This is a genomic window from Affinirhizobium straminoryzae, from assembly GCF_007004135.1.
Taxonomy (GTDB): Bacteria; Pseudomonadota; Alphaproteobacteria; order Rhizobiales; family Rhizobiaceae; genus Neorhizobium; species Neorhizobium straminoryzae.
On sequence record NZ_VJMG01000086.1, the window covers coordinates 19492 to 44511 of the forward strand.

Annotated in this window: 25 protein-coding genes and 2 pseudogenes; 10 read left to right on the forward strand and 17 right to left on the reverse strand. The window is 63.3% G+C overall.

Annotated features, from left to right (window positions below; genetic code table 11):
* Positions 1-3 precede the first annotated feature (3 nt).
* Positions 4-1020, reverse strand: coding sequence for an SPFH domain-containing protein (locus FNA46_RS23870; RefSeq protein ID WP_143127716.1), 1017 nt, complete (start codon positions 1018-1020; stop codon positions 4-6).
* 170 nt (positions 1021-1190) lie between these two features.
* On the opposite strand from FNA46_RS23870, the gene queC reads away from it, so the two are divergent.
* The 5 genes from queC (at position 1191) to FNA46_RS23895 (ending at position 4642) form a co-directional block, all read left to right on the forward strand.
* Positions 1191-1898 (forward strand): 7-cyano-7-deazaguanine synthase QueC, encoded by a 708-nt coding sequence (gene queC, locus FNA46_RS23875; protein WP_143127717.1) that lies wholly within the window; start codon positions 1191-1193, stop codon positions 1896-1898.
* A gap of 6 nt (positions 1899-1904) precedes the next feature.
* Positions 1905-2261 carry a 6-carboxytetrahydropterin synthase QueD gene (queD, locus tag FNA46_RS23880; RefSeq protein ID WP_143127718.1) on the forward strand — a complete coding sequence of 119 codons (357 nt, stop codon included), beginning with the start codon at positions 1905-1907 and terminating at the stop codon, positions 2259-2261.
* Positions 2240-2995, forward strand: a complete 756-nt coding sequence (gene queE / locus FNA46_RS23885) for a 7-carboxy-7-deazaguanine synthase QueE (RefSeq protein ID WP_143127719.1) — start codon at positions 2240-2242, stop codon at positions 2993-2995. Before queD ends, queE begins: the two co-directional genes overlap by 22 nt.
* A gap of 79 nt (positions 2996-3074) precedes the next feature.
* Positions 3075-3887 carry a GNAT family N-acetyltransferase gene (locus FNA46_RS23890; RefSeq protein WP_185969980.1) on the forward strand — a complete coding sequence of 271 codons (813 nt, stop codon included), beginning with the start codon at positions 3075-3077 and terminating at the stop codon, positions 3885-3887.
* Positions 3884-4642, forward strand: a complete 759-nt coding sequence (locus FNA46_RS23895) for an MBL fold metallo-hydrolase (protein ID WP_143127721.1) — start codon at positions 3884-3886, stop codon at positions 4640-4642. Before FNA46_RS23890 ends, FNA46_RS23895 begins: the two co-directional genes overlap by 4 nt.
* A 49-nt stretch (positions 4643-4691) precedes the next feature.
* Here FNA46_RS23895 and hemH read toward each other — a convergent pair whose 3' ends face one another.
* The 10 genes from hemH to FNA46_RS23945 all read right to left on the reverse strand — a co-directional run bounded on the left by hemH (position 4692) and on the right by FNA46_RS23945 (position 15486).
* The gene (hemH, locus tag FNA46_RS23900; protein ID WP_143127749.1) at positions 4692-5726 is read right to left on the reverse strand and encodes a ferrochelatase; all 1035 of its coding nucleotides are present in this window, start codon (positions 5724-5726) and stop codon (positions 4692-4694) included.
* A 142-nt stretch (positions 5727-5868) separates the two neighbouring features.
* Positions 5869-7545 (reverse strand): bifunctional metallophosphatase/5'-nucleotidase, encoded by a 1677-nt coding sequence (locus tag FNA46_RS23905; RefSeq protein ID WP_143127722.1) that lies wholly within the window; start codon positions 7543-7545, stop codon positions 5869-5871.
* A gap of 211 nt (positions 7546-7756) precedes the next feature.
* Positions 7757-8119 carry an outer membrane lipoprotein Omp10 gene (gene omp10, locus FNA46_RS23910; RefSeq protein ID WP_143127723.1) on the reverse strand — a complete coding sequence of 121 codons (363 nt, stop codon included), beginning with the start codon at positions 8117-8119 and terminating at the stop codon, positions 7757-7759.
* A gap of 138 nt (positions 8120-8257) precedes the next feature.
* Positions 8258-9703 carry a homospermidine synthase gene (locus tag FNA46_RS23915; protein ID WP_143127724.1) on the reverse strand — a complete coding sequence of 482 codons (1446 nt, stop codon included), beginning with the start codon at positions 9701-9703 and terminating at the stop codon, positions 8258-8260.
* Between the two features lie 125 nt (positions 9704-9828).
* Positions 9829-10737, reverse strand: coding sequence for a heme-dependent oxidative N-demethylase family protein (locus FNA46_RS23920; protein ID WP_143127725.1), 909 nt, complete (start codon positions 10735-10737; stop codon positions 9829-9831).
* Between the two features lie 36 nt (positions 10738-10773).
* The gene (locus tag FNA46_RS23925) at positions 10774-11436 is read right to left on the reverse strand and encodes an aminotransferase class IV family protein (protein ID WP_143127726.1); all 663 of its coding nucleotides are present in this window, start codon (positions 11434-11436) and stop codon (positions 10774-10776) included.
* Complete coding sequence (locus FNA46_RS23930) at positions 11385-12575, reverse strand: aminodeoxychorismate synthase component I (RefSeq protein ID WP_143127727.1); 1191 nt, start codon at positions 12573-12575, stop codon at positions 11385-11387. The genes FNA46_RS23925 and FNA46_RS23930 overlap by 52 nt, the downstream gene beginning before the upstream one ends.
* A gap of 74 nt (positions 12576-12649) precedes the next feature.
* Positions 12650-13066 carry a hypothetical protein gene (locus FNA46_RS23935; RefSeq protein ID WP_143127728.1) on the reverse strand — a complete coding sequence of 139 codons (417 nt, stop codon included), beginning with the start codon at positions 13064-13066 and terminating at the stop codon, positions 12650-12652.
* Complete coding sequence (locus tag FNA46_RS23940) at positions 13066-13605, reverse strand: hypothetical protein (protein ID WP_143127729.1); 540 nt, start codon at positions 13603-13605, stop codon at positions 13066-13068. Before FNA46_RS23940 ends, FNA46_RS23935 begins: the two co-directional genes overlap by 1 nt.
* 57 nt (positions 13606-13662) lie before the next feature.
* Positions 13663-15486 (reverse strand): M3 family oligoendopeptidase, encoded by a 1824-nt coding sequence (locus FNA46_RS23945; RefSeq protein WP_143127750.1) that lies wholly within the window; start codon positions 15484-15486, stop codon positions 13663-13665.
* 208 nt (positions 15487-15694) lie between these two features.
* Here FNA46_RS23945 and FNA46_RS23950 point away from each other — a divergent pair.
* The 3 genes and pseudogenes from FNA46_RS23950 to FNA46_RS23955 all read left to right on the forward strand — a co-directional run.
* Positions 15695-16880 (forward strand): annotated as a pseudogene (locus tag FNA46_RS23950) (sigma-54-dependent transcriptional regulator); the annotation flags it as partial.
* Positions 16881-17053: 173 nt separating this feature from the next.
* Positions 17054-17230 (forward strand): annotated as a pseudogene (locus FNA46_RS26690) (helix-turn-helix domain-containing protein); the annotation flags it as partial.
* A gap of 294 nt (positions 17231-17524) precedes the next feature.
* On the forward strand, positions 17525-19363 hold the full coding sequence (locus tag FNA46_RS23955; protein ID WP_425468805.1) for a peptidoglycan L,D-endopeptidase MepK: 1839 nt from the start codon (positions 17525-17527) through the stop codon (positions 19361-19363).
* A 110-nt stretch (positions 19364-19473) separates the two neighbouring features.
* Here the strand turns inward: FNA46_RS23955 and FNA46_RS23960 are convergent, their stop codons facing one another.
* The 3 genes from FNA46_RS23960 to FNA46_RS23970 form a co-directional block, all read right to left on the reverse strand.
* A complete protein-coding gene (locus FNA46_RS23960) occupies positions 19474-19743 on the reverse strand; it encodes a DUF2312 domain-containing protein (RefSeq protein ID WP_143127732.1) in 270 nt (89 codons plus the stop codon).
* 91 nt (positions 19744-19834) lie between these two features.
* Positions 19835-20140 (reverse strand): DUF1244 domain-containing protein, encoded by a 306-nt coding sequence (locus FNA46_RS23965; RefSeq protein ID WP_143127733.1) that lies wholly within the window; start codon positions 20138-20140, stop codon positions 19835-19837.
* A 27-nt stretch (positions 20141-20167) separates the two neighbouring features.
* Positions 20168-20959 carry an N-formylglutamate amidohydrolase gene (locus FNA46_RS23970; protein ID WP_143127752.1) on the reverse strand — a complete coding sequence of 264 codons (792 nt, stop codon included), beginning with the start codon at positions 20957-20959 and terminating at the stop codon, positions 20168-20170.
* Between the two features lie 227 nt (positions 20960-21186).
* On the opposite strand from FNA46_RS23970, the gene FNA46_RS23975 reads away from it, so the two are divergent.
* Together FNA46_RS23975 and pyk are read left to right on the forward strand one after the other, a co-directional pair.
* Complete coding sequence (locus FNA46_RS23975; protein ID WP_244617935.1) at positions 21187-21618, forward strand: DUF1036 domain-containing protein; 432 nt, start codon at positions 21187-21189, stop codon at positions 21616-21618.
* Positions 21618-23057: a pyruvate kinase gene (gene pyk, locus FNA46_RS23980; protein ID WP_143127734.1), complete on the forward strand. Its 1440-nt coding sequence runs from the start codon at positions 21618-21620 to the stop codon at positions 23055-23057. The genes FNA46_RS23975 and pyk overlap by 1 nt, the downstream gene beginning before the upstream one ends.
* Positions 23058-23126: 69 nt before the next feature.
* Here pyk and FNA46_RS23985 read toward each other — a convergent pair whose 3' ends face one another.
* From FNA46_RS23985 to ykgO, 3 genes are all read right to left on the reverse strand, one after another.
* Positions 23127-24146 (reverse strand): alpha/beta fold hydrolase, encoded by a 1020-nt coding sequence (locus FNA46_RS23985; RefSeq protein ID WP_246103333.1) that lies wholly within the window; start codon positions 24144-24146, stop codon positions 23127-23129.
* Between the two features lie 8 nt (positions 24147-24154).
* Positions 24155-24745 carry a tetratricopeptide repeat protein gene (locus FNA46_RS23990; protein ID WP_143127735.1) on the reverse strand — a complete coding sequence of 197 codons (591 nt, stop codon included), beginning with the start codon at positions 24743-24745 and terminating at the stop codon, positions 24155-24157.
* Between the two features lie 91 nt (positions 24746-24836).
* Positions 24837-24962: a type B 50S ribosomal protein L36 gene (ykgO, locus tag FNA46_RS23995; protein WP_003497670.1), complete on the reverse strand. Its 126-nt coding sequence runs from the start codon at positions 24960-24962 to the stop codon at positions 24837-24839.
* Between the last annotated feature and the right edge of the window lie 58 nt (positions 24963-25020).

A 25020-nucleotide genomic window follows, 5' to 3' on the forward strand; every position in this document is an offset into this window, starting at 1 on the left:
GCCTTAACCCTCGCTGCCCGGCCGGTTGAACGGATTGACGGCCGGCGTGCTGCGCGGGGCGGCCACGGTGCGCGGTGGCACCGGCTGGACGTTCTGCGCGGTCTCGCCAAACACCTCGCGGGCAATCGCGCCGATGCCGCCGAGCGAGCCGATCAGCGAGGAAGCCTCCATCGGCATCAGCACGATCTTGGCATTCGAGGCGGTGCCGATCGCGGCAAGCGCCTCGGTATATTTCTGCGCGACGAAGTAGTTGATGGCGTTGATCTCGCCGCCGGCAATCGCCTGCGACACCACGAGCGTTGCCTTGGCTTCTGCCTCGGCCAGACGTTCGCGGGCTTCGGCCTCGCGGAAGGCGGCCTCGCGCTCGCCCTCGGCTTTCAGCACGGCCGCCTGCTTGGCGCCCTCGGCGCGCAGGATCTGCGCATTGCGCGAGCCCTCCGCTTCCAGCACCTGGGCGCGCTTCTCGCGCTCCGCCTTCATCTGGCGCGCCATGGCTTCCACCAGATCGCGCGGCGGCTGGATGTCCTTGATCTCGACGCGCGTCACCTTGATGCCCCAGGGACCGACCGCCTCGTCCACCACGCGCAGCAGGCGCTCGTTGATGAGGTCGCGGTTGGAGAGGAGTTCGTCGAGATCCATCGAGCCCATCACCGAGCGGATATTGGTCATGGTGAGGTTCTGGATGGCGTTTTCCAGATTGGCGATCTGGTAGGCGGCCTGGGCAGGATTGAGCACCTGATAGAAGGCCACCGCATCAGCCGAGACGCTGGCATTGTCCTTGGTGATCACCTCCTGCGTCGGCACGGTCAGCACCTGCTCCATCACGTTCATCTTGGCGCCGAGCTTGTCGATGAAGGGCAGGATCAGGTTGAGGCCCGGATCGAGCGTGCGGGTATAGCGGCCAAAACGCTCCACAGTGTAGCGATAGCCCTGCGGCACCGTCTTGATCCCGGCAAACAGCACGAGAATGACGAAGACCACGAGCGCGATGACGACGATGTCGAAGCCGGACAGCGGCATATATCCCTCCAAGGGTTCCTGCGGTTAACCAGGATGTATGGTTTCCGCTGGCGCGAGACCAGTGCCAGGCCAGGATTCCTCTCTTGATTTGCAAGGGGAGCGGAATTCGGCTAAGGCCCGCGCGTTACTCTCCGGTCGCAGCCTACCCGGTCAAAACAAGGATACCTGCCATGAAAACCCTCGTCGTCTGCTCCGGCGGACTGGATTCCGTGTCGCTTGCCTACAAGGTGGCGGCCGAACATACCCTGATCGGCCTGATCTCCTTCGATTACGGCCAGCGCCACCGCAAGGAGCTGGAATTCGCAGCTCTCGCGGCGAAACGGCTCGGCGTGCCGCATGAGATCATCGACATTTCCAATATCGGCCGGCATCTCTCCGGCTCGGCGCTGACCGATGATGTGGCGGTGCCGGACGGGCACTATGCCGAAGAAACCATGAAGGTCACCGTGGTGCCGAACCGCAATGCCATCATGCTGGCGATTGCCTTCGGCCTTGCCGCCGCACGCCAGGCGGAAGCGGTGGCGATTGCCGTGCATGGCGGCGATCACTTCATCTATCCCGACTGCCGCCCAGGCTTCATCGACAGTTTCCAGGTGATGCAGGACCATGCGCTGGAAGGCTATGCCGATGTGGTGCTGCATTCGCCCTTCGTGATGGGCTCCAAGGCGGACATCGTCACCGAAGGGGCGCGCGTCGGCACGCCCTTTGCCGAAACCTGGTCCTGCTACAAGGGCGGCGAGCGGCATTGCGGCCGCTGCGGCACCTGCGTGGAGCGGCGCGAGGCCTTCCATCTGGCCGGCGTCGAGGACCCGACCGCCTATGACGATCCGGATTTCTGGAAGGCGGCCACCGCCGGCTTCCGTGCGGATGAGGTCTGATTGCCCATGTACCGCATCACCAAGGAATTTCACTTTTCCGCCTCGCACCAGCTGGCGCATCTTCCGGCCGATCACCAGTGCGCTCGCCTGCACGGCCACAATTACATCGTGGTGGTGGAGCTGGCCGGCGAGACGCTGAATGCCGACGGCTTCGTGCGCGACTATCACGAGCTGAAGGTGCTCAAGACCTATATCGACGAGCATTTCGATCACCGGCATCTGAACGAGGTGCTGGGCTCCTCGATGAGCACGGCGGAAAACCTGGCCCGGCATTTCTACGACTGGTGCAAGGCACGCTTTCCGGAAACGGCGGCGGTCAAGGTCAGTGAGACGCCGAAGACCTGGGCGGAGTATCGTCCGTGACGGAAGCCGGGGGATCGCTGATCCGCGTCAGCGAGATTTTCGGGCCGACCATCCAGGGCGAGGGCGTGCTGATCGGCCAGCCGACGGTGTTCGTGCGCACCGGCGGCTGTGATTTTCGCTGTTCGTGGTGCGACAGCCTGCATGCGGTTGAAAGCCGCTTTCGCGCCGACTGGCAGTCGATGAGCGTCGCGGCGATCTGGAGCGAGGTCGAGAGGCTGTCCGGGGGACGTCCGCTGATGGTATCGCTGTCCGGCGGCAATCCGGCGATCCAGCCACTCGGCGGCCTGATCGCCCATGGTCATGCCCGCGGCTATCGCTTCGCGCTGGAAACGCAGGGGTCTATCGCTCGGGACTGGTTTGCCGATCTTGACGTGCTGGTGCTCTCACCAAAGCCGCCTTCCAGCGGCATGGCGTTCGATCCGCAAGCCCTGCTGGCCTCCGTCGAGGCGGCATCCGGCGGCCCGCGCACGGTGCTGAAATTCGTCATCTTCGATGAGGCGGATTTCGCCTTTGCGTGGGAGGTCGCCGCGCTCTGTCGCTCGCTGCCGGTCTATCTGCAGCCCGGCAACCACACGCCCCCGCCGCCGGAAACCGACGATGCGGTGATCGACCTCGATGGCATCATGGGGCGCATGCACTGGCTGCTGGACCGGGTGATGGCCGAGGGCTGGTTTGCCGCGACCGTGCTGCCGCAACTGCATGTGCTGCTGTGGGGCAACCGGCGCGGCGTCTGAACGGGCGTTTGCATTCCATCTCTTGATTGGACCATCAATGCCGTCCGGCGCAGTCTGCCCCAAAGCCGTGCTGGAACCCATGATGTGTGACGTTTACACCTATCTGAGCCGCGATCCGTTCACGTCGATTTCGCTCCTGAAGTATCTGCAGTCCTATCCGCAGGATACCGAGAGCTTTCACGTGCGCGGAGAGGAGGGGGAGGCCGTGCTGGTGCTTTTGCAGGTTGCGGCCAGCCCCTATGACCGCGAGACCTATCCGGGCGCAGCATTCGTCTGTTTCATCGCGAGCGACGGCCCCAATCTGACGCGCCGGCTGCTCGACCATGTGCCATGCGGCGTGAGCGTCGTCTTCAAGCTGGCAGCAGAGGCAGATCGCGCTGTCGTGGCAGAGGGGTTTGATCTCAGACGCACGACAAGCTTCCTGTCCTTCACCGGCAGCTTTGGCGCACCATCTCTCCAGACAGATCCACGGCTGCCGATGACGGACGATCCGCTGCCGCAGGCCTGGTCCCTGCTGGAGGCGCGGGGCTATCAGCGCGACTGGCTTATGCCGCTGCTGGCATCGGGCCATGCCTTCGTGGTGGAAGACAGCCATGGCGATGATGTCGCATCGGTCTGCTTTGCCTTCCAGAACCACGGTCATATCTGGGAAGTCGGCGGGCTTTCGACGCGGCCGGATCGTCGGCGTCAGGGCCATGCCGCACGCGTCGTCCGCTCCGCGATCGCCGAACTTGCAAGGCGCGGTGTCCAGGGCCGTTATGTGGTGGAAGAAACGAACCGGCCCTCTCTGCAGCTTGCCCAGGCGATCGGCCTGCAGCATGTGCTGACGCTCACGCATTTTCTCGCCTCTGCGCCTTGCGCAGGCGAGCCTGCCGTCGGAACGATTTCATGAAGCTGCAACTGATCCGCAATGCAACGCTCCGGCTTGCCTATGCCGGTCGTGTCATCCTGATCGATCCCTATTTTGCGCCGAAACACAGCCTGCCCTCCTATGCGGGCAGATCGAACAATCCACTGGTCGATCTGCCGATGCCGGTCGAAGCGATCCTGCAGGATGTCAATCTGGTCATCGTCTCGCATCTGCATTCCGATCATTTCGATTCGGTTGCCAGAGCACGTCTGCCGAAAGACGTGCCGATCCTGTGTCAGCCGGGGGACGAGGAGACGCTGCGATCGGCGGGCTTCGTGGATGTCACCCCGCTTGCGACGGCACTTCACTGGAACGGCATCACGATCACCCGACGGGATGGCAGCCATGGCCTTGGAGCTGTGCTGGCAGAGATGGGCTCAGTGATGGGCTTCAGCCTGATGGCGGCAGGGGAGCCGCACCTCTACTGGCTGGGAGACACCGTGCTCTATCCTCCGGTACTCGACACGATCCGGCAAACCGCGCCAGAGGTCATCGTCAGCCATGCCTGCGGGGCATACTGGGGCGAGGACCTGATCGTGATAGATGCCGCGCAAGCCATCGCCCTGTGCGAGGCGGCGCCGCTTGCCACCGTGGTCGCCACGCACATGGATTCGCTCGATCATGCGACGGTGAGCCGTGCCGATCTTCGCGCCGCCGCTAAGGCGTACGGCCTTGGAGACCATCGCCTGCGCATTCCCGCGGACGCAGAGGAGATCATGTTTCCGGCACCACGGTGACGGATCCTCTGCCGCCTCGTCAATCGGCGCGGTGGTCAGGATGCCAGTGTTATACCCAGCCCATCAGTTCGCGGCGCACCACATGCTCGATCACCGCCATGCCTTCCTGGCTGTCGTTGAGGCAGGGAATGTGGGCAAACTTTTCGCCGCCATTGTGGAGGAAATCCTCGCCGGCTTCCTCGGCGATTTCCTCCAGCGTTTCCAGGCAGTCGGACACGAAGCCGGGATTGAGGATGGCGATGCGCTTGACGCCCTCCTTGGCCAGCTTTTCCACGGTCTTGTCGGTATAGGGCTGCAGCCATTCCTCCGGCCCGAAGCGGGACTGGAACGTGACCATCAGCTTCTCCTTGGGCCAGCCCAGCCGGTCGCGCAGCAGGCGCGTCGTCTTGTAGCACTGGCAGTGATAGGGATCGCCCTTCTTGAAATAGGACATCGGGATGCCGTGATAGGAGGTGATCACGATCTCCGGCTCCCAGTCGAGCGTCGCCAGATGCTTCTCGATCGAGGTCGCCAGCGCATCGATATAGACCGGGTCGTCGTGATAGCGGGGCACGGTGCGCAGCGCCGGCTGCCAGCGCATCTTCAGAAGCGCCTTGAAGGCCTCGTCATTGACGGTGGCGGTGGTGGCGGCGGCATATTGCGGATAGAGCGGGAAGAGCAGGATCTTCTCGCAGCCCGCCTTCTGCATCTCGTTCATCTTGGCCTGGATCGCCGGCTGGCCGTAGCGCATCGCCCAGTCCACATGCACATGCGGCATGTCCTTGAAGCGTTCGGCGAGCTTTTCCGCCTGGTTGCGGGTGTAGGTGCGCAGAAAACTCTCGTCCAACTCCTTGTTCCAGATCGACTCATAGGCCTTGCCGACCTTCTGCGGCCGCTTGTTCAGGACGATGCCGTAGAGGATCGGATACCAGAACAGGCGCGACCATTCGATCACGCGGCGGTCCGTCAGGAACTCCTCCAGATAGCGGCGCATGGACTTGTAGTCCGTGCCATCCGGCGTGCCGAGATTGACGAGCAGGACGCCCACCTTGCCGAAGCGGACCTCCGGATGATCGGCGGGCAGGTGGACGGCGGAGGCGTTCATCATGGGCAGGAGTCCGATACTGAGGGCGTCGACGCGATTTACGTCCGCAAAAGGCGAGTGGTTCTTTCTAGAAATAAAAAACGGCCCGGGAAAGCCCCGGACCGTCGATCGTCAGAGACAAATTGTCCGACCTGGCCGTCCCTTACTTGGTCGGTGCAACCGCGGTGGCAGCGCCGGCCGTGGCGGGCTTGGCGGCAGGGGCGACATAGCCAGCCGGTGTGGTTTCGGTGATGCGGCCGTCCGTATAGGGCTTGTAGGGCGCGTGGGCGGCAATGTATTCGGCCGTCACGTCGGCGAGATCCGGACCGTAGTCATAGGCGTTCTTGCCGTTCTTGGCGAACACGCTGTAGCCGTCGCCGCCGGCACGCATATAGTTATTGGTGACGACATTGTAGGTCTTTTCCGGGTCGAGCGGCACGAATTTGTCGCCATCCTTCACCTCGACGGTGCCCAGCCGGCTGCCGGCCGGCTTGGAGCGGTCGAAGGTGTACTTGAGGCCGGAGACCTGCGGGAAGCGGCCGGCGCCGTCGTCGATCTGCGACAGACCGTTTTCGAGGGCGACCTTCACGTCGGACCCCTTCAGCTGGAAGGTGGCGAGCGTGTTCTGGAAGGGCAGTACTGTGATGACGGAGCCCATTGTCACCTTGCCGTCGCCGATGGAGGCGCGCAGACCGCCGCCGTTCTGGATGGCGATGAACGGACCCTGGTTCTTCACGCGGTCGACCATGGCATCGGCGACCAGATTGCCCATCGAGCATTCCTTGGCGCGGCAGACCGTGCTGGCGCCGTCGATCGGGCCGGCCGATTCGCCGATCACCTTCTCGCGCAGCGCCTTGATCGGGCCGGCCAGTTCCTTGACGCGGGCCTGGATGGCCTCATCCGGCTTGAAGGAGGAATCGATCAGGATCGGATCGCCCTTGGCGGACTTGACCACGCCGTTATCGTCGAAGGTGATCGTGATGTCGCCGAGATACTTGCTGTAGGAGGCGGCGGTGACGACCGGCACCTTGTAGCCGCCCGGATTGTCGACGAGCGTCGGATAGGGACCGGCAGCCTTCGGGTCGGTGTTGGAGAGAAGCGTGTGCGAATGGCCGCCGACGACCACGTCCACATCCGGGATCTTGGCGATGGCTTCGAGGTCGCGGTTGTAGCCGATATGGGTCAGCGCGATGATCTTGTTGACGCCTTCGGCCTTCAGCTTCTGCGCTTCGGCGGCAATCGCGGCCGCATCGTCGGTGAACTTCACATAGGGGCCCGGCGATGCCAGTTCCGGCGTCTCGGTGGTGACGACGCCGATGATGCCGATCTTCTGGCCGCCGACGGTGACGACGGTCGAGGGCTTGATGTTCTTCAGCGTCGACTTCGGGTCGAGCGTGATGTTGGCGGTCACGACCGGGAACTGGACCTTTTCGAGGAAGGGCGCCAGCGCCTTTTCGCCGTCGTCGAATTCATGGTTGCCGAGCGTCATGGCATCGAACTTGATGGCGTTCATGACTTCGAGTTCGGCGGCACCCTTGTAGGTCGTGTAGAACAGTGAACCCTGGAAATTGTCGCCGGCGTTCAGCGTCAGCACGTTCTTGCCGGCAAGGCCAGCGCGGGTCTGGTCGATGGCGGTCTTCAGGCGGGCGGCACCGCCGAAGCAGGCGTTCTTCGTTTCTTCGTCGGCCGAGCAGGTCGAATCGTATTTGTTGATCGATTCGATGCGCGAGTGGAAATCGTTGATGTGCAGGATGGTGAGTTCAAAATCGGCAAAGGCTGCGCCCGCCGAAAGGGCAAGCGATGTTGCGGCCAGAAGGCCAAGACCGAATTTCTTCATCATGTCCGTTGCTCTCTCCTTAACGTCGACGCCGTTCCTGCGCCTGTCCCGCCTGTTCTTATGAGGTGATTGTGACACCCATTCAACGTCGATGGTTTCATTCCCGCCGCGGGAGTTCAAGCCGAATGTGACAGTGGCGATGTTTTTGATGAGGACAACCAAAAGCAGAAACCCCGCCGGAGCGGGGTTTCGGGCATGCGGGAATTGTGGCTGATCAGCCGCGGCGGGTCAGCGAGAACTGCGAGCCGGTGTCGGAGGTGCAGTTCAGCTGCGTCGGGGTGACCAGAGCGCAATTGACGCGCGACTGGGTACGCCGCACGATGGACGTCATGTTGATTTCCACCAGCGTCGGCGAGGTATTGATGTAGGTGCCCGAGGCGAGAAGGGCATTGTTGTCTGTGGAGCGCGTGTTGAACGTGCCGCCTTGGAACGTGGACACGATGCCGTTCGGATCGACCCAGGCACCCTCGACACCCTGCGGCTGCGCGGGCGGCATCGGGCGCGGCTCCGGGGATGATACACAGGCCGACAGCATCATGGCGGCAGCAACGAGCGCGAGGCTCCCTTTGATCTTCATTCTTTCGTCTCCCGCGATTCGAGCGCAGTATCGTCAGGCCCGACGATGGCGCGAACGCTAATCTAATGCAAGGCGGCCGCTTTGACAGGGGCCGCCCCGCGGACATTCAGGGCCGTATCCCGATCCCGGAGGCAGGACTTACGTCCGCACCAGGATGTTCCGGAACTGCCACGGATCCTTCTCGTCCAGATCCTCGGGGAAGAGGCCCGGGCGGCCATCGAGCGGTGTCCAGTCGGTATAGTGACCCTCAACCGGGCCAAGATAGGGCGACTGCACTTCGAGGCAGCGCTTGTAATCCATCTCGTCGGCTTCCACGATGCCGGCCTGCGGGTTTTCCAGCGCCCAGACCATGCCGGCGAGCACGGCAGAGGTGACCTGCAGACCGGTTGCGTTCTGGTAGGGGGCGATCCGGCGCGTTTCTTCGAGAGAAAGGCGCGAGCCGTACCAGTAGGCATTCTTGTCGTGGCCGTAGAGCAGCACGCCAAGTTCGTCGACGCCATCGACCAGTTCGTTCTCGTCGAGAACATGCAGCACCGGCTGTGCATTGCCGCCATTGCCGAACATTTCGTGCAGCGACAGAACCGCGTCATTGGCCGGGTGATAGGCATAATGGCAGGTCGGGCGGTAGACGGCTTCGCCATCCTTCTCGACGGTGAAGAAGTCGGCGATCGAGATCGACTCGTTATGGGTCACCAGGAAGCCGTATTGCGGGCCGGGCGTCGGGCACCAGGTGCGTACGCGGGTATTGGCGCCGGGCTGCTCCAGATAGATGGCGGCCTTGCAGCCCTTCTTGTGCTTTTTGGCGTTCTTCGGCATCCACTTTTCGTGCGTGCCCCAGCCGAGTTCCGAGGGCTGCAGGCCTTCCGAGATGAAGCCTTCGACCGACCAGGTGTTCCAGAACACGTTGAGCGGCTTCGGGTTCTTGGTGCGCTGGGTGTCGCGCTCGGCAATGTGAATGCCCTTGACGCCGACCTTCTTCATCAGCTTGGCCCAGCCTTCGCGATCATCGAAGGCCGGCTCCTCGATCTCGAGGCCGACATCCTTGGCGACGTTCAGCAGGGCCTGCTTGACGAACCAGGAGACCATGCCCGGATTGGCGCCGCAGCAGGAAACGGCCGTCGTGCCGCCCGGGTTCTTCTTCTTTTCCTGGCGCACGGTTTCGCGCAGCGCATAATTGGTGCGGTCGGCATTCTTCATGCTTTTGTCGAAGTAGAAGCCGAGCCAGGGCTCCACGACGGTGTCGATATAGAGCACGTCCAGCTTGCGGCAGAACTTGATGAGATCGAGCGAGCCGGTATCGACCGAGAGGTTGACGCAGAAGCCCTGGCCTTCGCCTTCGGTCAGCAGCGGCTTCAGCAGCTCCTTATAATTGTCCTTGGTGACATGCGCCTGGATGAACTTTACGCCGTGCTGTTCCAGGATCGCCTTGTCGTCGTCACGCGGGTCGATGACCACCATGCGGCTCTTGTCGAACTTGAAGTGCCTCTCGATCAGCGGCAGCGTGCCGCGGCCGATGGAGCCGAAGCCGATCATGACGATCGGACCGGTGATTTCGGCATAAACCGGATGGGTGGTTTCAGTCATCTGTAGCTCCTTCGGTCCCTCGGATCTTCAAGCAGTGAGGGCCGTGTTGCGGCAAGGTTACGTGCGCGTATGGGGCGTCTAGACCACAAATCGCTCACACAATAAAGAGGGCGAACACAACAGGCCTATGGCAGAACCTGTGAAAGTTGGAGGCTTTCGGCCTCCTCCGTCAGCCGTGTGATCAACGCCTCGCGTTTGCGCGACAGACCCTTGTAGGCGGCCTGTTCCTCGCTCATTGCGCCAAGCTGTTGGGCAAGGGCGCGCATCAGGCCTGCGCCGTCCGCCTCGCGGGCAAGGGCTGCGATCGGATCGAGATAGATGCGGATGGTGAACAGGATGTCGCCGCTCTCCGGCAGCTTGCGCAGCGTCTGGCGCTCGACGCGAAGCACCGCCTCCTCCGGCGGCAGGTCCGGCATCACCCGCTGGCTCTTCGCCTTGGGCAGGAACAATTCGTGCGTCCAGTTCAGCGACCAGTTGAGCCGCTTGACGGCGCGATCGGCCGGCAGGCGGTCGAACATGCGGTTGATGAGGTCCGCATTGCGGCTGCCGCCCTGGAAATCCGGCACCTCCGCATGCACCTCGTCCATCACGCGGCCGAACTTTTCCTCGAGCGACCAAGAGGAGGGAAAGGCGACGAAGGCGGCGGCGATGCGCCAGCCGGCATCTCCCCGGCGCATCAGGACGAGATCGTCCTGCACCAGAAGCCCTGCGGTTTCGAGGGCGGGCCGGGCGGCATCGGCAAGGGTCACCGCCGGCGCGGCCTCGATCTCGATGCGGTCCTCCGTTCTACGGTAAATGTCCGGATGACGATCCGGCAGGTAGGCGGCAAGCAGCGCCAGCACCTCGGCCTGCGCCCCTTCCGTGCCGGCCTCGGCCTTGAAGATCATGTCGCGGTGGCTGGCGAGCAACCGGCGCTTTTCCGCGAGATAGGCGGCAAGATCGCCATCCGGCTCGATCCAGTCGGCCAGATCAAGCTGCGCAAGCCCGATGGTGAAGGGCGTCGCGGAGCCGTCATAGGGGGTATAGGTGGGCATGGCGTTTTCCTGGAGGTGGGGCGCACGCGTACGGTCTCAGCCGGCAGCGGCAAGCTCCGCGGGGATAAGGCCCCGCAGCGAATTGCCGACGAAGAGCTTGGCGCCCTCCAGATCCTTCGGCAGCAGCACTTCCGAGCGGGCCCTGCGCTCGCGGATCAGTTCGGCGCGCAGCACGCCCGGCAGCAGGCCGCTGTTGAGCGGCGGCGTCACCAGCTGCCCGTCCGCCGCTTCGACGAAGAGATTGGTGATGGTGCCCTCGCAGACCTCGCCGCGCTCGTTGAGCAGCAGAACCTCGTCGGCCTCCTCGGACGAAAACTCGGCGCGTGCGATCTCGTAGGGTTCGCGCCGCGTCGTCTTGTGGCGGTAGAGCGCATCGTCGGACACCATCCGGTGACTGGCGATCCGCAGGCGCCAGACCTTGCCCTCGGGTTCCGGCACGAAGGGCGTGGCCGTCACCTCGATCTTGCCGCGATAAGTCATCGTGAGGCGCACGCGCATCGGGTCGGAACCCGACACATGCTCCTTCAGCTGCTCCAGCACCTGCTGCGGCCCGCGAAAGCCCAGTGCATCGGCCGAGCGCGTCAGGCGCCGCACATGCTGGTCGAGCCTCAGAAAGCCCTGTTCCGGTTCCCAGCGCAGCGTTTCGATCAGCAGGAAATCCGCTGCCGGTTTACTGCGAAGCGCGCTTTTAGAAGACATTCTTCATATTCCGTCTCGGCCTTCGAATCGAACACGATGCCGCCGCCGACATTGAAGACGGCATTGCCCGTCTTGAAAAGGGTCAGCGTGCGGATGGCCACTGAAAAACGCATGGGTCCGGCCGGATCGCACCAGCCGATCGCCCCGCAATAGACGTCGCGGGGGCCTGTCTCCAGTCTGCCGAGAATCTGCATGGCCCACATTTTGGGCGCGCCCGTGACCGAGCCGCAGGGAAACAGCGCCTCCAGGATCTCCGGCAGACCGATCTCCGCCCGAAGCTTCGCCTGAACGTGGCTGACCATCTGGTGCACGGTCGGATAGGTCTCGATGGCAAACAGCTTGGGCACCGAAAGCGTGCCGACCTCGGTGATGCGCGAGATGTCGTTGCGCAGCAGATCGACGATCATGCGGTTTTCGGCCTGGGTCTTCTCGTCCGAGAGCATGGCGGCAATGATCGCCTCGTCGTCGGCAGAATCGGTGCCGCGCGGCGCCGTCCCCTTCATCGGATGCGTCTCGATCATCCGCGCCGCATCCACCTTGAAGAACAGTTCCGGCGACCGCGACAGGATGATGGGGCCGCCGTGCTCCGCCTCGAGATCGATCAGCGCGCCGTAGCGCACCGGCTGGCGCTCGACGAGCGACCAGAAGGCGCGGCGCGGATCGCCCCGGAAGCGGGCGGCGATCGGCATGGTGAGGTTCGCCTGATAGCAATCGCCCTGTCTGAGATGCCGGTGCAGGATGTCGAAGCGCGTCCGGTAGGCCGGAAAATCCCAGGCGGCCCGCGGCTCGGTGAGGAAGGGGGCGGCTTCGTCCTCCGCCATCGTCCCGTCCGGCGGTGCTGCCAGCGGATGGTCGGGCGTTGCGGGGCGCTCGAACAGACCCATGCAGATCAGCGGCGTCTCGCGATCGGCGACGATCAGATGCCGCAGCTTCTCCTCGAAGATATGCCCTGCCTCATAGGAGATATAGCCGGCCAGCCAGAACCCCGCGCGCCGTGCCGCCTCCAGCCGTGCCAGCGCCGGCAGGATCTCGTCCGCACGGCGTGCGACGACGATCTCCACCGGCTGCGTGAAGAGCAGGCTCTTCTGGGCCCGATCATCGCGGAACAGGGTGTAGGCGGAAGGGGAGGGCGCTTGCAAGGGATCGTTTCACCAATCTCGGCCGGAAGGTGGCGGGCTCATAGCGTGCCCGCGTTCCACCGGCAAGGCGCCCGTCAGCCAGCCACCGCGGCAGCGACCCGGTATGACGATTCGGTATCGAGTTGCCGCACCATATCGGCAATCGCGTCCGGATCGGACAGTCTGCCGAATTCCTGCCCGCCAAAGCCAAACGGGAACGATGCCAGCCGCGGATTGTAGAGCGCGTGGGTCTGGATGTTCGGAAAGGCGGCGGTGATTTCGCCCACCGACATATGCGGCAGGATATCGGCGACCTGCACGCCAAGAACATAGAAATCCTCGTCCGGCCAGCCAGCGCCCGGCATGTCCGGAGCGATGGTATCCCACAGTTCATCGATGAACTGCCGGGTCGCAGTTTTATCCCCCGTGAAGCGCGATCTGAGGCGGTCTCTCTGCGCGCCGGAAAAGCGCAGTTTGCGGGAGATGTATGGCCCGTCGTCCGGGAACGCCATTACGCCATCCTCAATTGATTGAAATCGATTATGATCCTCAGCCCAGAGGCACGCAAGATGCCTGCGACATTTTCAAGATGGGTAGCGGTGCGATCCAGTCCCAATCCATAGCGGCCTGACAGATTGTTGATCTCCCAGACATTGTCCTCCGGCAGAAAGGTTGCCTCGCCTGCGATCCGTCCAAGCTTGTCTTCATTGAGCAAGGATGGGTGGCCGAGCTTGCTCCATCCTGACTGCTGCAGCATAGCCGTGATGTCGTTAATGAGCGGTATTCGCCGGTCACCGTCTGAAAACGCTTCCTCGACGGCGATGCGGAGCGCGCCCTCCCGATCGATGATCCACAGGATGGTAAAGCCGCCGCTTAAAAAGCCTGAAAGCGCGCAACTCTCCTGAACGGCGCGCATGAAACCGACGATACCCGGCGCATCGTCCGTCTCTGCCAGCATGACCAGCGACCTGGGGGCGAACATGTCTTCCCCTTGCCGCAGGCCGTGCGCCTGCGGCGGGACGGCACTGCCGTATCGCTGATCCAGATCCATGGCATCCCCCCGTTTCGGCCAACTCAGCCTGTGCGGGAAGATGCTGTCAAGATGCAATCAGGCCTGTTCCAGCTCGTCGATCAGCCCCTCGATCATCGAAAGCCCCTTGCTCCAGAAGGCCGGATCGGTGGCGTCGAGGCCGAAGGGGGCGAGCAGCTCCGAATGGTGCTTGGTGCCGCCGGCCTTCAGCAGCTCGAAATACTTCTGCTGGAAGCCGCTTTCGGCGTTCTGGTAGACGGCATAGAGCGAGTTCACCAGGCAGTCGCCGAAGGCGTAGGCGTAGACGTAGAAGGGCGAGTGGATGAAGTGGGGGATGTAGGTCCACCAGGTTTCATAGCCTTCCGAGATGCGGATTGCCGGTCCCAGGCTCTCGCTCTGCACCGAAAGCCAGAGTTCACCGATCTGCTCGGCGGTCAGCTCGCCCTCGCGTCGCGCCGTGTGCACCTTGCGCTCGAAATCATAGAAGGCGATCTGTCGCACGACGGTGTTGATCATATCCTCCACCTTCTGGGCGAGCATGGCCTTGCGTTCACGCCGGTCGGTGGTGCGCTCCAGCAGCGCACGGAAGGTCAGCATCTCGCCGAACACGGAGGCGGTTTCGGCGAGCGTCAGCGGTGTCTGGCACATCAGCGCGCCCTGTTCGCCGGCCAGCACCTGGTGCACGCCATGCCCCAGTTCATGGGCGAGCGTCATGACGTCGCGCGGCTTGCCGAGATAGTTGACGAGCACATACGGGTGGGCGGAGGGCACGGTCGGATGGGCGAAGGCGCCCGGCGCCTTGCCGGGGCGGGCGGGGGCATCGATCCAGCCCTCCTCGAAGAAGCGGCCGGCAATCGCCGCCATCTCCGGCGCGAAGCGGCCATAGGCCGACAGCACCGTGTCCTTGGCCTCATTCCAGGGGATCAGCGCGGTGGGGCTTTCCGGCAGCGGCGCGTTGCGATCCCAGAAATTCATCTGCTCCATGCCGAGCCATTTCGCCTTCATCGCGTAATAGCGATGGGAGAGACGCGGATAGGCCTCGCGCACGGCTGCCGCCAGCGCATCCACGACCTCGCGCTCGACGCGGTTTGCGAGATGGCGGGAATCGGCAATGTCCTCGAAGCCGCGCCAGCGGTCGCCGATTTCCTTGTCCTTGGCGAGCGTGTTGGTGATCAGCGTGAAGACACGCAGGTTTTCACCGAAGGTCTTGGAGAGGGCTTCGGCAGCCTTGCGGCGCTTGCCCTCTTCCGGTTCCTGCAAAAGGTTCAGCGTGCGCTCGAGCGGCAGTGTCTCCCCGTCGATCTCGAAGCGCAGGTCTGCCATCGTCTCGTCGAACAGGCGGTTGAAGGCGCTGGCGCTGGTCATGGATTTTTCCAGGAACAGCTGTTCCAGCCGGTCGTCCAGCTGGAAGGGCTTGTCCTTGCGCAGATCCAGCAGCCAGGGCGCATAATGGGCAGCGGCCTCATCGGCTTTCAGGCAGGCCTCGAGCACCGCATCCTCGATGCGGTTCAGCTCCAGCGGGAAGAACAGGAGATGGGCGGAGAGATCCGTCAGCTTTGCCTGCACGTCGCCGAAGAACTTGCCGTTGGCCGGGCTTGCCGTATCCGAATAATAGGTGAGGCCGGCGAAGGAGCCAATGCGGCCAACGAGATCATCCAGCGCCTCGTATTCGGCAATTGCCGCTCCCAGTCCCTCGGCGCCCGTGCGGGCGGCGGCGTCTGAAAGTCTGCCCTTCCATTTCGCCTCGAAGGCAAGGGCCATCTCCATGGAGCGGGCAAGATCGTTAACAAATTCGGCACTGTCGCGCGCTGGATAGAGATCCTCGAGCTTCCAGCTCGGCAAATCGCCAAGATCGGCATCGGACGGACTTGCGGAGGTGGCTCCATTCGATACAAAGGGAATATGCCTGAAAAGGTTGCTGCGACTGGCGGAAAAGGCGGATGACACGATCTGGCTCCCTTGTAATCTCTGATATATTCGGGTCTCTGGTTGTTTTCATGGCTGGCGGGTAAAATGCAAGCATTTCTCAAAACGGGATGTTTAAGCCTGCCTGAGACAACCTTGCATACTGGGTCCCGCTGTGGGACAAAGACATGATTCTGGAGCGAGCATGACGGCCCATATTCTTGTTGTCGACGATGATCCCGTTCAGCGGCGCCTCCTGAAGAACGCCGTGGAGCGCTACGGGCATGCCGCCCATCTGGCCGAGAACGGCCGGATCGCGCTGGAGTTCCTCAAGCGCAATCCAAGCCAGTTCAACGTCATCGTGCTGGACCTGATGATGCCGGAACTCGATGGCCTCGGTTTCCTTCAGGCGGCGGGCGAGATGGGGATCGACACTCCTGTGATCGTTCAGACCGGCCAGGGCGGCATCGATACCGTCGTTCAGGCCATGCGGGCCGGCGCCTTCGATTTCGTCGTGAAGCCCGTGTCACCGGAGCGGATCGCGGCCTCGATTTCCAATGCGCTCAAGGTCGATCATCGCGAGGCGAAGGTGAGGGCGGTGCGCGGTGATCGCGGCACCAGCGTCAGCTTCGGTGACATCGTCTCGGCAAGCCCCGAAATGCTGCGGGTCATCGATCTCGCCCAGCGCGCTGCGCAATCGAACATTCCCGTGGTGCTGGAAGGCGAATCGGGCGTCGGCAAGGAAATGATCGCGCGTGCCATCCAGGCCGGCGGCGAGCGTGCCTCCAAGCCCTTCATCACCGTCAATTGCGGTGCCATTCCCTCCAACATGGTGGAAAGCGTGCTCTTCGGCCATGAGAAGGGGGCTTTCAGCGGTGCGACGGAACGCCATGTGGGCAAGTTCGTCGAGGCCGATGGCGGCACGCTCTTCCTCGACGAGATCGGCGACCTGCCGCTTGACGTGCAGGTGAAGCTTCTGCGCGCCGTGCAGCAGGGCGAGATCGAGATCGTCGGTGCCGGCAAGACGCAGAAGGTGGATGTGCGCCTCGTCTCCGCCACCAACAAGGACCTGATCGAGGAAGTGCGTGCCGGCCGCTTCCGCGAAGACCTCTACTACCGGCTCAATGTCTTCCCGATCACCATTCCGGCACTGCGCCGGCGCAAGGAGGATATTCCGCATCTCGCCCGCGTGTTCACCGAGCGTTTTTCGGGAGAACAGAAACTGGAGCATGCGCTGCATGTCGGTCCGGGTGCGCTGGCGCTTCTGACCGCCTATGACTGGCCGGGCAATATCCGCCAGCTGGAAAACGCCATTTTCCGCGCCGTGGTGCTGGCCGAAGGGCCGGAACTGACGGAAAAGGATTTTCCGCAGATCGCCGCCCAGATCCCGGACTTCCAGAGCCCGGAACTTCTGGCAACCGCGGCAGAGCCGCTCAATGCCGACGACGCCGACGAATCAGACGCCGGCTTTGCCGAGGCCTATCGCCAATCCCGCGCCGAATCGGCGCTCGCGCATCCGATGTTCGGGGGACCTGAGAACATCATCGTGAGCACCGACGAGACAGGAGAGGTTCGCAAGCTTGCCGATGTGGAGGAGGAACTCATCCGCTTCGCGCTGAAATTCTATCGCGGCCAGATGAGCCAGGTGGCGCGCAAGCTCGGCATTGGCCGTTCGACGCTCTACCGCAAGCTCAAGGATTACGGGATCGATCCTGACGACCCTTTGAAGGAGGCGGCGTAACCCCCACGCCGCCTCACACCCACTGAGCCTGCCTCCGAAAATTCGCATATTCATTCTCGGGCAAGTATGTTCGGTCATCCTTCGTCAACCTTTCGGTAGGGATTTGTTGACTATGAAGGAAGGGCTTGTGAACGTGTGGCAGATTTGCCATCGTGTAACCGCAATTCACGGTCATGTGAGACAACGCCTGATGTTGTCTGTCAGACGGGGAACGACTTGCCGTATCAGTATGCAGTTTCAACGCCTTCGGGTGACAACGGATGGCGGCCTGTCAGGCGCTTGCTTCAAGCCTTCTTGAAGCGCGTCGCGGTTACCTTCCTCTCGCTGGCGCTCAGCGTCACTGCTGTGTCGGTGCAGGTCGGCCAGGCCGCGGCTGCGGGTGAGACCCGGAGCCTGAAACTTTATTTCGTCCACACGGGCGAATATGCGGAAATCACCTTCAAGCGGAATGGCCGTTTCGATCCGAAGGGCCTGCAGCAGTTGAACCAGTTCCTGCGGGACTGGCGGCGCAACGAACCGACCCGCATGGACCCGCGCCTGTTCGATCTGGTCTGGGAAGTCTATCGCCGCGTCGGCGCCACCGATTACATCCATGTCGTCTCTGCCTATCGTTCTCCCACCACCAACGGCATGCTGCGGTCGCGCACCAAGGGCGTGGCGAAGAACAGCCAGCACATGCAGGGCAAGGCGATGGACTTCTTCATTCCGGGCGTGAAGCTTGCCACGCTGCGCCGCACGGCGATGCAGCTGCAGGTGGGCGGCGTCGGCTTCTATCCCACCTCCGGATCGCCCTTCGTGCATCTTGATGTCGGCAGCGTGCGTGCCTGGCCGCGCATGCAGCGCGATGAACTGGTGCAGCTGTTCCCGAACGGCAATACCATGCATATTCCCGCCGATGGCAAGCCGCTGCCGGGCTACGAGCAGGCTGTTGCCGATTACAAGCGTCGTGTCGGCGCCGATTCGATCCAGATCGCCGGTACGGCCGGCAGTGTCGGCTCCTCCAGCCAGCGCAAGCGCGGCGATACGCTGATGGCCATGCTGTTTGGCGGCGGCGACGAAGATGAGGATGCCGAAACCATTTCCGCTCCGGCACCGCGTGCAGCCGCTGGCGCCCGTGCGCCCGTTCAGGCCGCGGTCGAGGCGGATGAGGAAGGCGCGCCCGCGCAGCCCTCCACCCCCGCAAGGCCGATGCAGGCCGCGCCCGTTCAGGCCGCACCGCCTCAGGCTCCCGTGGCCGTTGCCGCGCTTTCTCCTGACATGACCGCCCCGGTTCCGTTGGCGCGCCCGGCCTTCCGCGAGGCGCCGCAGGGCGGCGGTCTTGCCACGGCGCTTCTGCCCTCGTCGCGCAATGCGGCGCAGGAGGCGCTGCAGGCGGCCCTTCCGGCAACGCCCGCAACGCCGATGGCGCGGCCGGATGAAGCCCGCCCGGTCGATCTGGCCGGCATGGTCGTGCCGGTGCCCACGCTTCTTGGTCCGCGCCGCCAGCAGGGCGAAGCCGAGCCTGCCAGAATCGTGACCGCCTCCGTCAACAGCACCGAAACCGGTGCCGCCATGCTGGCCGCCGTGCCGCTGCCGGCGCATCGTCCGGATGCGACTTCGTCGTCTGTCGAAGTCGCGACGGGACCGCAAGCGGTTCCGCCGCTCTCCCGCCAGCCGGTGCTGACGCCGGGCATGCTGGCCGAGGTGGCCCGCAGCGCCAACTATTATCGAACCGCCGCGCATCAGCCCGCATCCGTTCAGTCCACGGCTGATCCCAATGTCGAAGTCGCCTCGGCCGCGCAGCCCTCTGCCAATGACGAGGTGGGCCGCATGATCTTCAACGATGGCTTTGATCCCCCCAAACCGTCGCCAGCCACCACTCCTGGCAAGGTGGTCAAGGGTGGCGCGGTGACGAAGCTGGGCGGAACCCCCGCCAATCCCGGCACCAAGGTTCTGACCGGTAATATGCTGGCCGCCTGGGCCACTGCCACCAAGCGGACCGACGCGGTTGCCTCGATGAAGGCGCCGCGCCTGATCACCCGGGCGATCAGCAGCGAATATTCGGCTGCCTATGGCGAGGGCTTCAAGCCCGTGTCGACTACGGCGAACATCGATCCCAACCGCTTCAGCGGTGGAAACACAGCCAAGCCCTGACCTGTTGCGGGCTGGCTGACGGCCGTCTCCAAAAACAAAATCCCGTCCGCACCGATCAGGCGTGGACGGGATTTTTGTATTCCGGTTCGGCTGTCGGCGGTCGCCTGATGTCAGGCGGCGTCTTCGTCCGGGGCAATCACCATGCCGAGCGCCTGCAGGTAGGTATCGAGAATCAGGTCCTCTTCCATGCGCTCCTGCTCGTCCTTCTTGCGCAGCGCAATCACCTTCTTGAGGATCTTCGTGTCGAAGCCCATCGACTTTGCCTCGCCATAGACATCCTTGATATCGTCGGCGATGGTCTTCTTTTCCTCTTCCAGTCGTTCGATGCGCTCGACAAAGGCGCGGAGTTGGTCGCGGGCGACGCCATGGGCATCAGACATCGGGGCCTCCTGTCTTTCGGACAATTTGAGTGGGTGCAGTCACCTGCCGCGAACGGAAGGCAAGGTCAAGGCGTTTCGCGGCAAGCCGCCTTCATTTGTGCGGGTTGTTCGCGGCGAAGGCGGCTTTCTGGCTGTCGCTCGCCTCGTTCTGGTAAAGCCGCTTCCAGTCCTCGTAAGGCATGCCATAGACCATCTCGCGGGAGGCATCCTTGCTGACGGGCAGGCCGCGCTCTTCGGCGGCCTCGCGATACCAGTTGGAGAGGCAGTTGCGGCAGAAGCCGGCGATATTCATCAGGTCGATGTTCTGCACGTCGGTGCGCGTGCGCAGATGCGCGACGAGACGGCGGAAGGCAGCCGCTTCCAGTTCCAGGCGCTGCTGTTCGGTCAGGTCGCTCATCGGTATCCTCCGTGTCGGTGGCGTCGCTCAGGCATAGGGCCCGGTGCGTGAGGCGAAAATACGGTATTCGTGCAGGGCCGGATCGGCATTCAGGGTGGAAAAGATCGGTGCCAGCCGCTCGGCCCAGGCCGCGATGCCGGCCTCATCGCCGATCAGGTCCTGACGCACCTCCAGAAGCGCATGGGGAATGCCCTTCACCATGCAGTGGCGATACATGGTATCGCCCTTCAGCGCGCCGTCATAGGGCTCGTTGTCGCCGACAAGGATATCGCCGGGCGCGCGAAGGCCGGACAGCAGCGGCAGAACGGCGCGGTCATCGGTATCCCACAGCACGGCGGCATGCCAGGGGCGGGGCACGCCTTTCCAGGCCGGCGTATAGGAATGCAGGGACAGCACCAGCGGAGCCTTGCCGCTTGCTTCCGCAACCGCGGCAATTTCCGTTTCCACTGCCCGGTGATAGGGCCGATGATAGGTGTCGAGGCGGTGCTGCCACTCCGCCTCGGAAATCGGGTGGTTGCCGGGAATGATCGCGCCGTCGGAGATGCGCATGATCAGCGTCGGATCGTCCTCGCCGCGATTGGGATCGATCAGCAGGCGCGAAAAGCAGGAGAGCACGGCCGGCACGCCGAGCCGCGCGGCAAGCCGCCGGGTCAGCCCTTCCACGCCGATGTCATAGGCGATGTGCCGCGCAAAGGCCGTGTCATCGAGGCCGAGGGTGCCATAGGGCGCGGGCAGGCGGTTCATCGCGTGGTCCGCGAGAAGCACCATGCCCCTGTCATGATGACCGGCTATGATTTCATGAGAGGAGAATGCCTGCATTGCCATCCGCTTGCCGAAATTTGCATGTGTCTGGCATTGCTGTTCGCACGCTGCGGGGTGGCGGCGCAAGCTGCAACCCTGTGAAGTCAACCGGTAACCAAGCGATTATAATCGATTAGATTTCATTGACTTTCGAAAGGCGGCGGGCGAAGACAGTGCATATCAAATCTCATGGAGTCCCAACGGAAGCCGTGTCGAAAAGCCTATTGTCGAAAATCTCTCTGAGATTGCTGCCGTCGCTTGCCCTTGCCGTGGTCAGTGCTCCCGTCATCCTGTTTGCCAATGTCGCGCATGCGGATTTCCGCGTCTGCAACGGCACGCCGAATCTGGTCGGGGTGGCGATCGGCTACCGCGCGGGTGATGGCTGGATCTCGGAGGGCTGGTGGCAGGTTCCCGCCTCCAGCTGCGCCACGCTGATCGAGGGCGAGCTGCAGTCTCGCTATTATTATCTCTATGCCGAGGATGCCGCGCGCGGCGGCCGCTGGACGGGCGACGTGAACATGTGCGTCGCGGAGAACGAGTTCAAGATCGTGGGTGTCGGCGACTGCTTTGCGCGGGGGTACCAGCGCATGGGATTCAAGGAATATGACACCGGTCGCCAGGGAAGCTGGATGGTCCAGCTCTCTGATGCGCCGGGCACGCAAGAAGGCCAGAACTGATGAAGCGCAACCGCAAAGTGAAGATCCTCGCAACCCTCGGACCTGCGTCCTCCGAAGAGGCGATGATCGAAAAGCTGCATTTGGCCGGCGCCGATCTCTTCCGCATCAACATGAGCCATGCCAGCCATGACCTGATGCGCACGCTGATTGCCCGTATCCGCTCCGTCGAGGCCCGCAACGGCCGCCCGATCGGTATTCTCGCCGACCTGCAGGGTCCCAAGCTGCGCGTCGGCAAGTTTGCCAATACGAAGGTGACGCTGGAGCCCGGCCAGACCTTCACCCTCGACAACAACGAGACGCTGGGCGATGAAACCCGCGTCTTCCTGCCGCATCCGGAAATTCTGGAAGCGGTGAAGCCCGGCCATCGCCTGCTGATCGATGACGGCAAGCTGCAGCTGCGCGCCGAACAGTGCGATGGCAAGAGCATCGTCTGCACCGTTGTCGCCGGCACCTCGATTTCCGACCGCAAGGGCGTCAGCCTGCCCGACACCCTGCTTGGCGTCGGCGTTCTGACCGACAAGGACCGCGCCGATCTCGACGCCGTGCTTGCCACGGAAGAGGTGGACTGGGTGGCGCTCTCCTTCGTGCAGCGCCCGGAAGATCTGGCCGAAGTGCGCAAGATCTCGCGCGGCCGTGTCGGCCTGATGTCGAAGATCGAAAAGCCGCAGGCGATCGATCGCATCGAGGAAATCATCGAGTTGTCGGATGCGCTGATGGTGGCGCGCGGCGATCTTGGCGTGGAAATGCCGCTGGAAGCGGTGCCCGGGCTGCAGAAGCAGCTGACGCGTGCGTGTCGCCGCGCCGGCAAGCCGGTCGTCGTTGCCACCCAGATGCTGGAATCGATGATCACTGCCCCGGTTCCGACCCGTGCCGAAGTGTCGGACGTCGCGACCGCCGTGTTCGAAGGCGCCGATGCGATCATGCTCTCGGCCGAATCGGCCTCGGGCCAGTATCCGGTGGAAGCCATCTCGACCATGGCCTCGATCGCCAGCACCGTCGAGCGCGACCCCTATTATTCCAACATCATCTATGCGCAGCGCCCGCAGCCGGAAGCGACCGGCGCCGACGCCATTTCGCTCGCCGCCCGCCAGATCGCCGAGACACTGAACCTCGCGGCCATCGTTACCTACACCTCGTCGGGCACGACCGGCCTGCGCGCTTCGCGCGAGCGTCCGCAGGTGCCGATCATCGCGCTCTCGCCGATCGTCCAGACCGCCCGCCGTCTGTCCGTCTGCTGGGGCATGCATTGCGTCGTGGCTCAGGAGCCGACGGATCTCGACGACATGGTCAACAAGGCCTGCCGGATCGTGGCGTCGGAAGGCTTTGGCAAGCCGGGCGACCGCATCATCATCTCCGCCGGCGTTCCGCTCGGCACGCCGGGCGCCACCAACATGCTGCGCATCGCCTATATCGGCCCGGACGGCCAGTCGGGCGTCTGATCAGGTCCTGCCGGCACACGGATGAAAAGGGGGCTTCGGCTCCCTTTTTTATGGGAAGCGGTAAGGTGCTCAGGGTGCGGTGTTTTCCGCAGCGATGCGCTGTTCCACCTGCCGTGCCATCTCCTGCAGATCGCGATCCTGGCCGGCCAGCGTCTCGATGGCGGCAATCGCCAGATCGGTCGCCACATAATCCGGCTTGTGGCCGAGGCCCTTTATCCAGACGAGCTGCGCGCGGGCGATATCCTGCTTCAGCCCGGTGGAGTGGATGTCGGCGAGCACGATCGGATCGCTATCGCCGGTAATGATCACGGCGGGCGTCTCGATCTCGCGGTAACGGGGGGCAATGCGGGTGACATAGGCGAGCAGGTTCGCGACGTCGCGGGCATTGTGGCGGAAGGTTCTCGGCCGCAGCACCAGGGCTGGCGCACCATCCTCCAGATAGCGCGCGCGGCGGCAATTCGGGGCAAACACGCCGAGGGTGGCCTTGTCCATGATTGCGAGGCCCGCCGGCATCACCAGCGTGTGGCTGAACAGCCAGCCGATCACCGGCATTGCCGTCAGCCGATAATGCCAGTCGATGCCGCCCGGCCAGGGATGGGTGGCGGGCGCGAGAAACAGCGTGCCGATGGTCCTGTCCGGATGAAACAGCGAAAAGCTCGCGGCAATCGCTCCACCGAAGGAATGGCCGACGATGATGGCCCGCTCGATTCCCTTGGCTGCCATCAACCGGGCAATGGCCGCGGCCTGCCCGTCGGGACAGTCGTTTTCCGAGCCGCCACGCTCGGAATAACCGTGGCCGGGGCGATCCACGAACAGCAGGTCTGCGCGGCCCTTGAGCGGCGCGAGGAAGGCGCCCGCCTGATCCCGCAGATTGCCGCTTGCGCCGTGGATGAAGACGATGGGTGGCAGATCCGGCGTCGGACCTGCCGGCACATGCAGCGCATTCAGCCGATAGCCGCCGACATCGGTCATCTCGCCGATGTTGGGAAAACGGCGTTCGATCCGCAGCGTCTGCCAGGCGGTAAAGCCGAAGGCGAGAGCGACAACGAGGGCGACGAGAGAGAGCAGGAGAAGCATCAGGACGGGCATTGCGGGCGTCAGGTGCGGTTGCCGGCCAGTTTTTCGGACAGCTTTTCCACGGCCTGCTGTGCCTCGCGCTCGGCGGGATAGATGTCGAGATACCGTTCCCAGGCCTTCAGCGCCAGTTCGTCCTGGCCGGACTCGGTCAGGATGGTGGCCATGCCGGCAATGGCCGGGAAGTAGCGCGGATTGCGCTTCAGCACCTCGTTGATGTCAGCCATGGATTTGCGTGTGTCGCCCATGGCGTAATGAAGGGTGGCGCGTCGGTTCCACGCCTCCGCATAGTCCGGTTTCAGTACCGTCACCTGATCGAGGAAATCGAGGGCGGCGGCATTCTTCTTCTGATCGATGGAGGTGTCGGCCCACTGCATCAGGAAGGCGACGGTCGCGCTGCCGGAATCCTTCCAGCTGGCCATGATCTGGCTGGCGATGCTGCGGGCTTTCTCCGGATCACGCTCGCGCTTCAGCGCGTCGAACAGCTTGCTTTCCAATGTCTCCGGCGTTGGAGCGGATGCAACCGTGGCATCCGTTACGGGCTCCTCTGCCGGGGCAGAGGATGCAGCCAGCGCGGCCAGAATCAGAACGGGAACAAAATAGAAAAAGCGCATGCGGTGATGTTAAACCGCATGCGCCCTATGGGAAACCCAGATTCGAAAGGTTTCGACAAAGTGATCCGGTGAGCCTTGGCCCAACCGCAGATCAGCCCTGGCGAGCCTTGAAGCGCGGGTTCTGCTTGTTGATGATGTAAACGCGACCCTTGCGGCGAACCAGACGGTTATCGCGATGACGGGCCTTAAGCGCTTTGAGCGAGTTCTTGATCTTCATTGTTCTGATCCGCGTATTCGACGGGCGCCTGGCCCACTCATGTCTCTGACAATCAAAA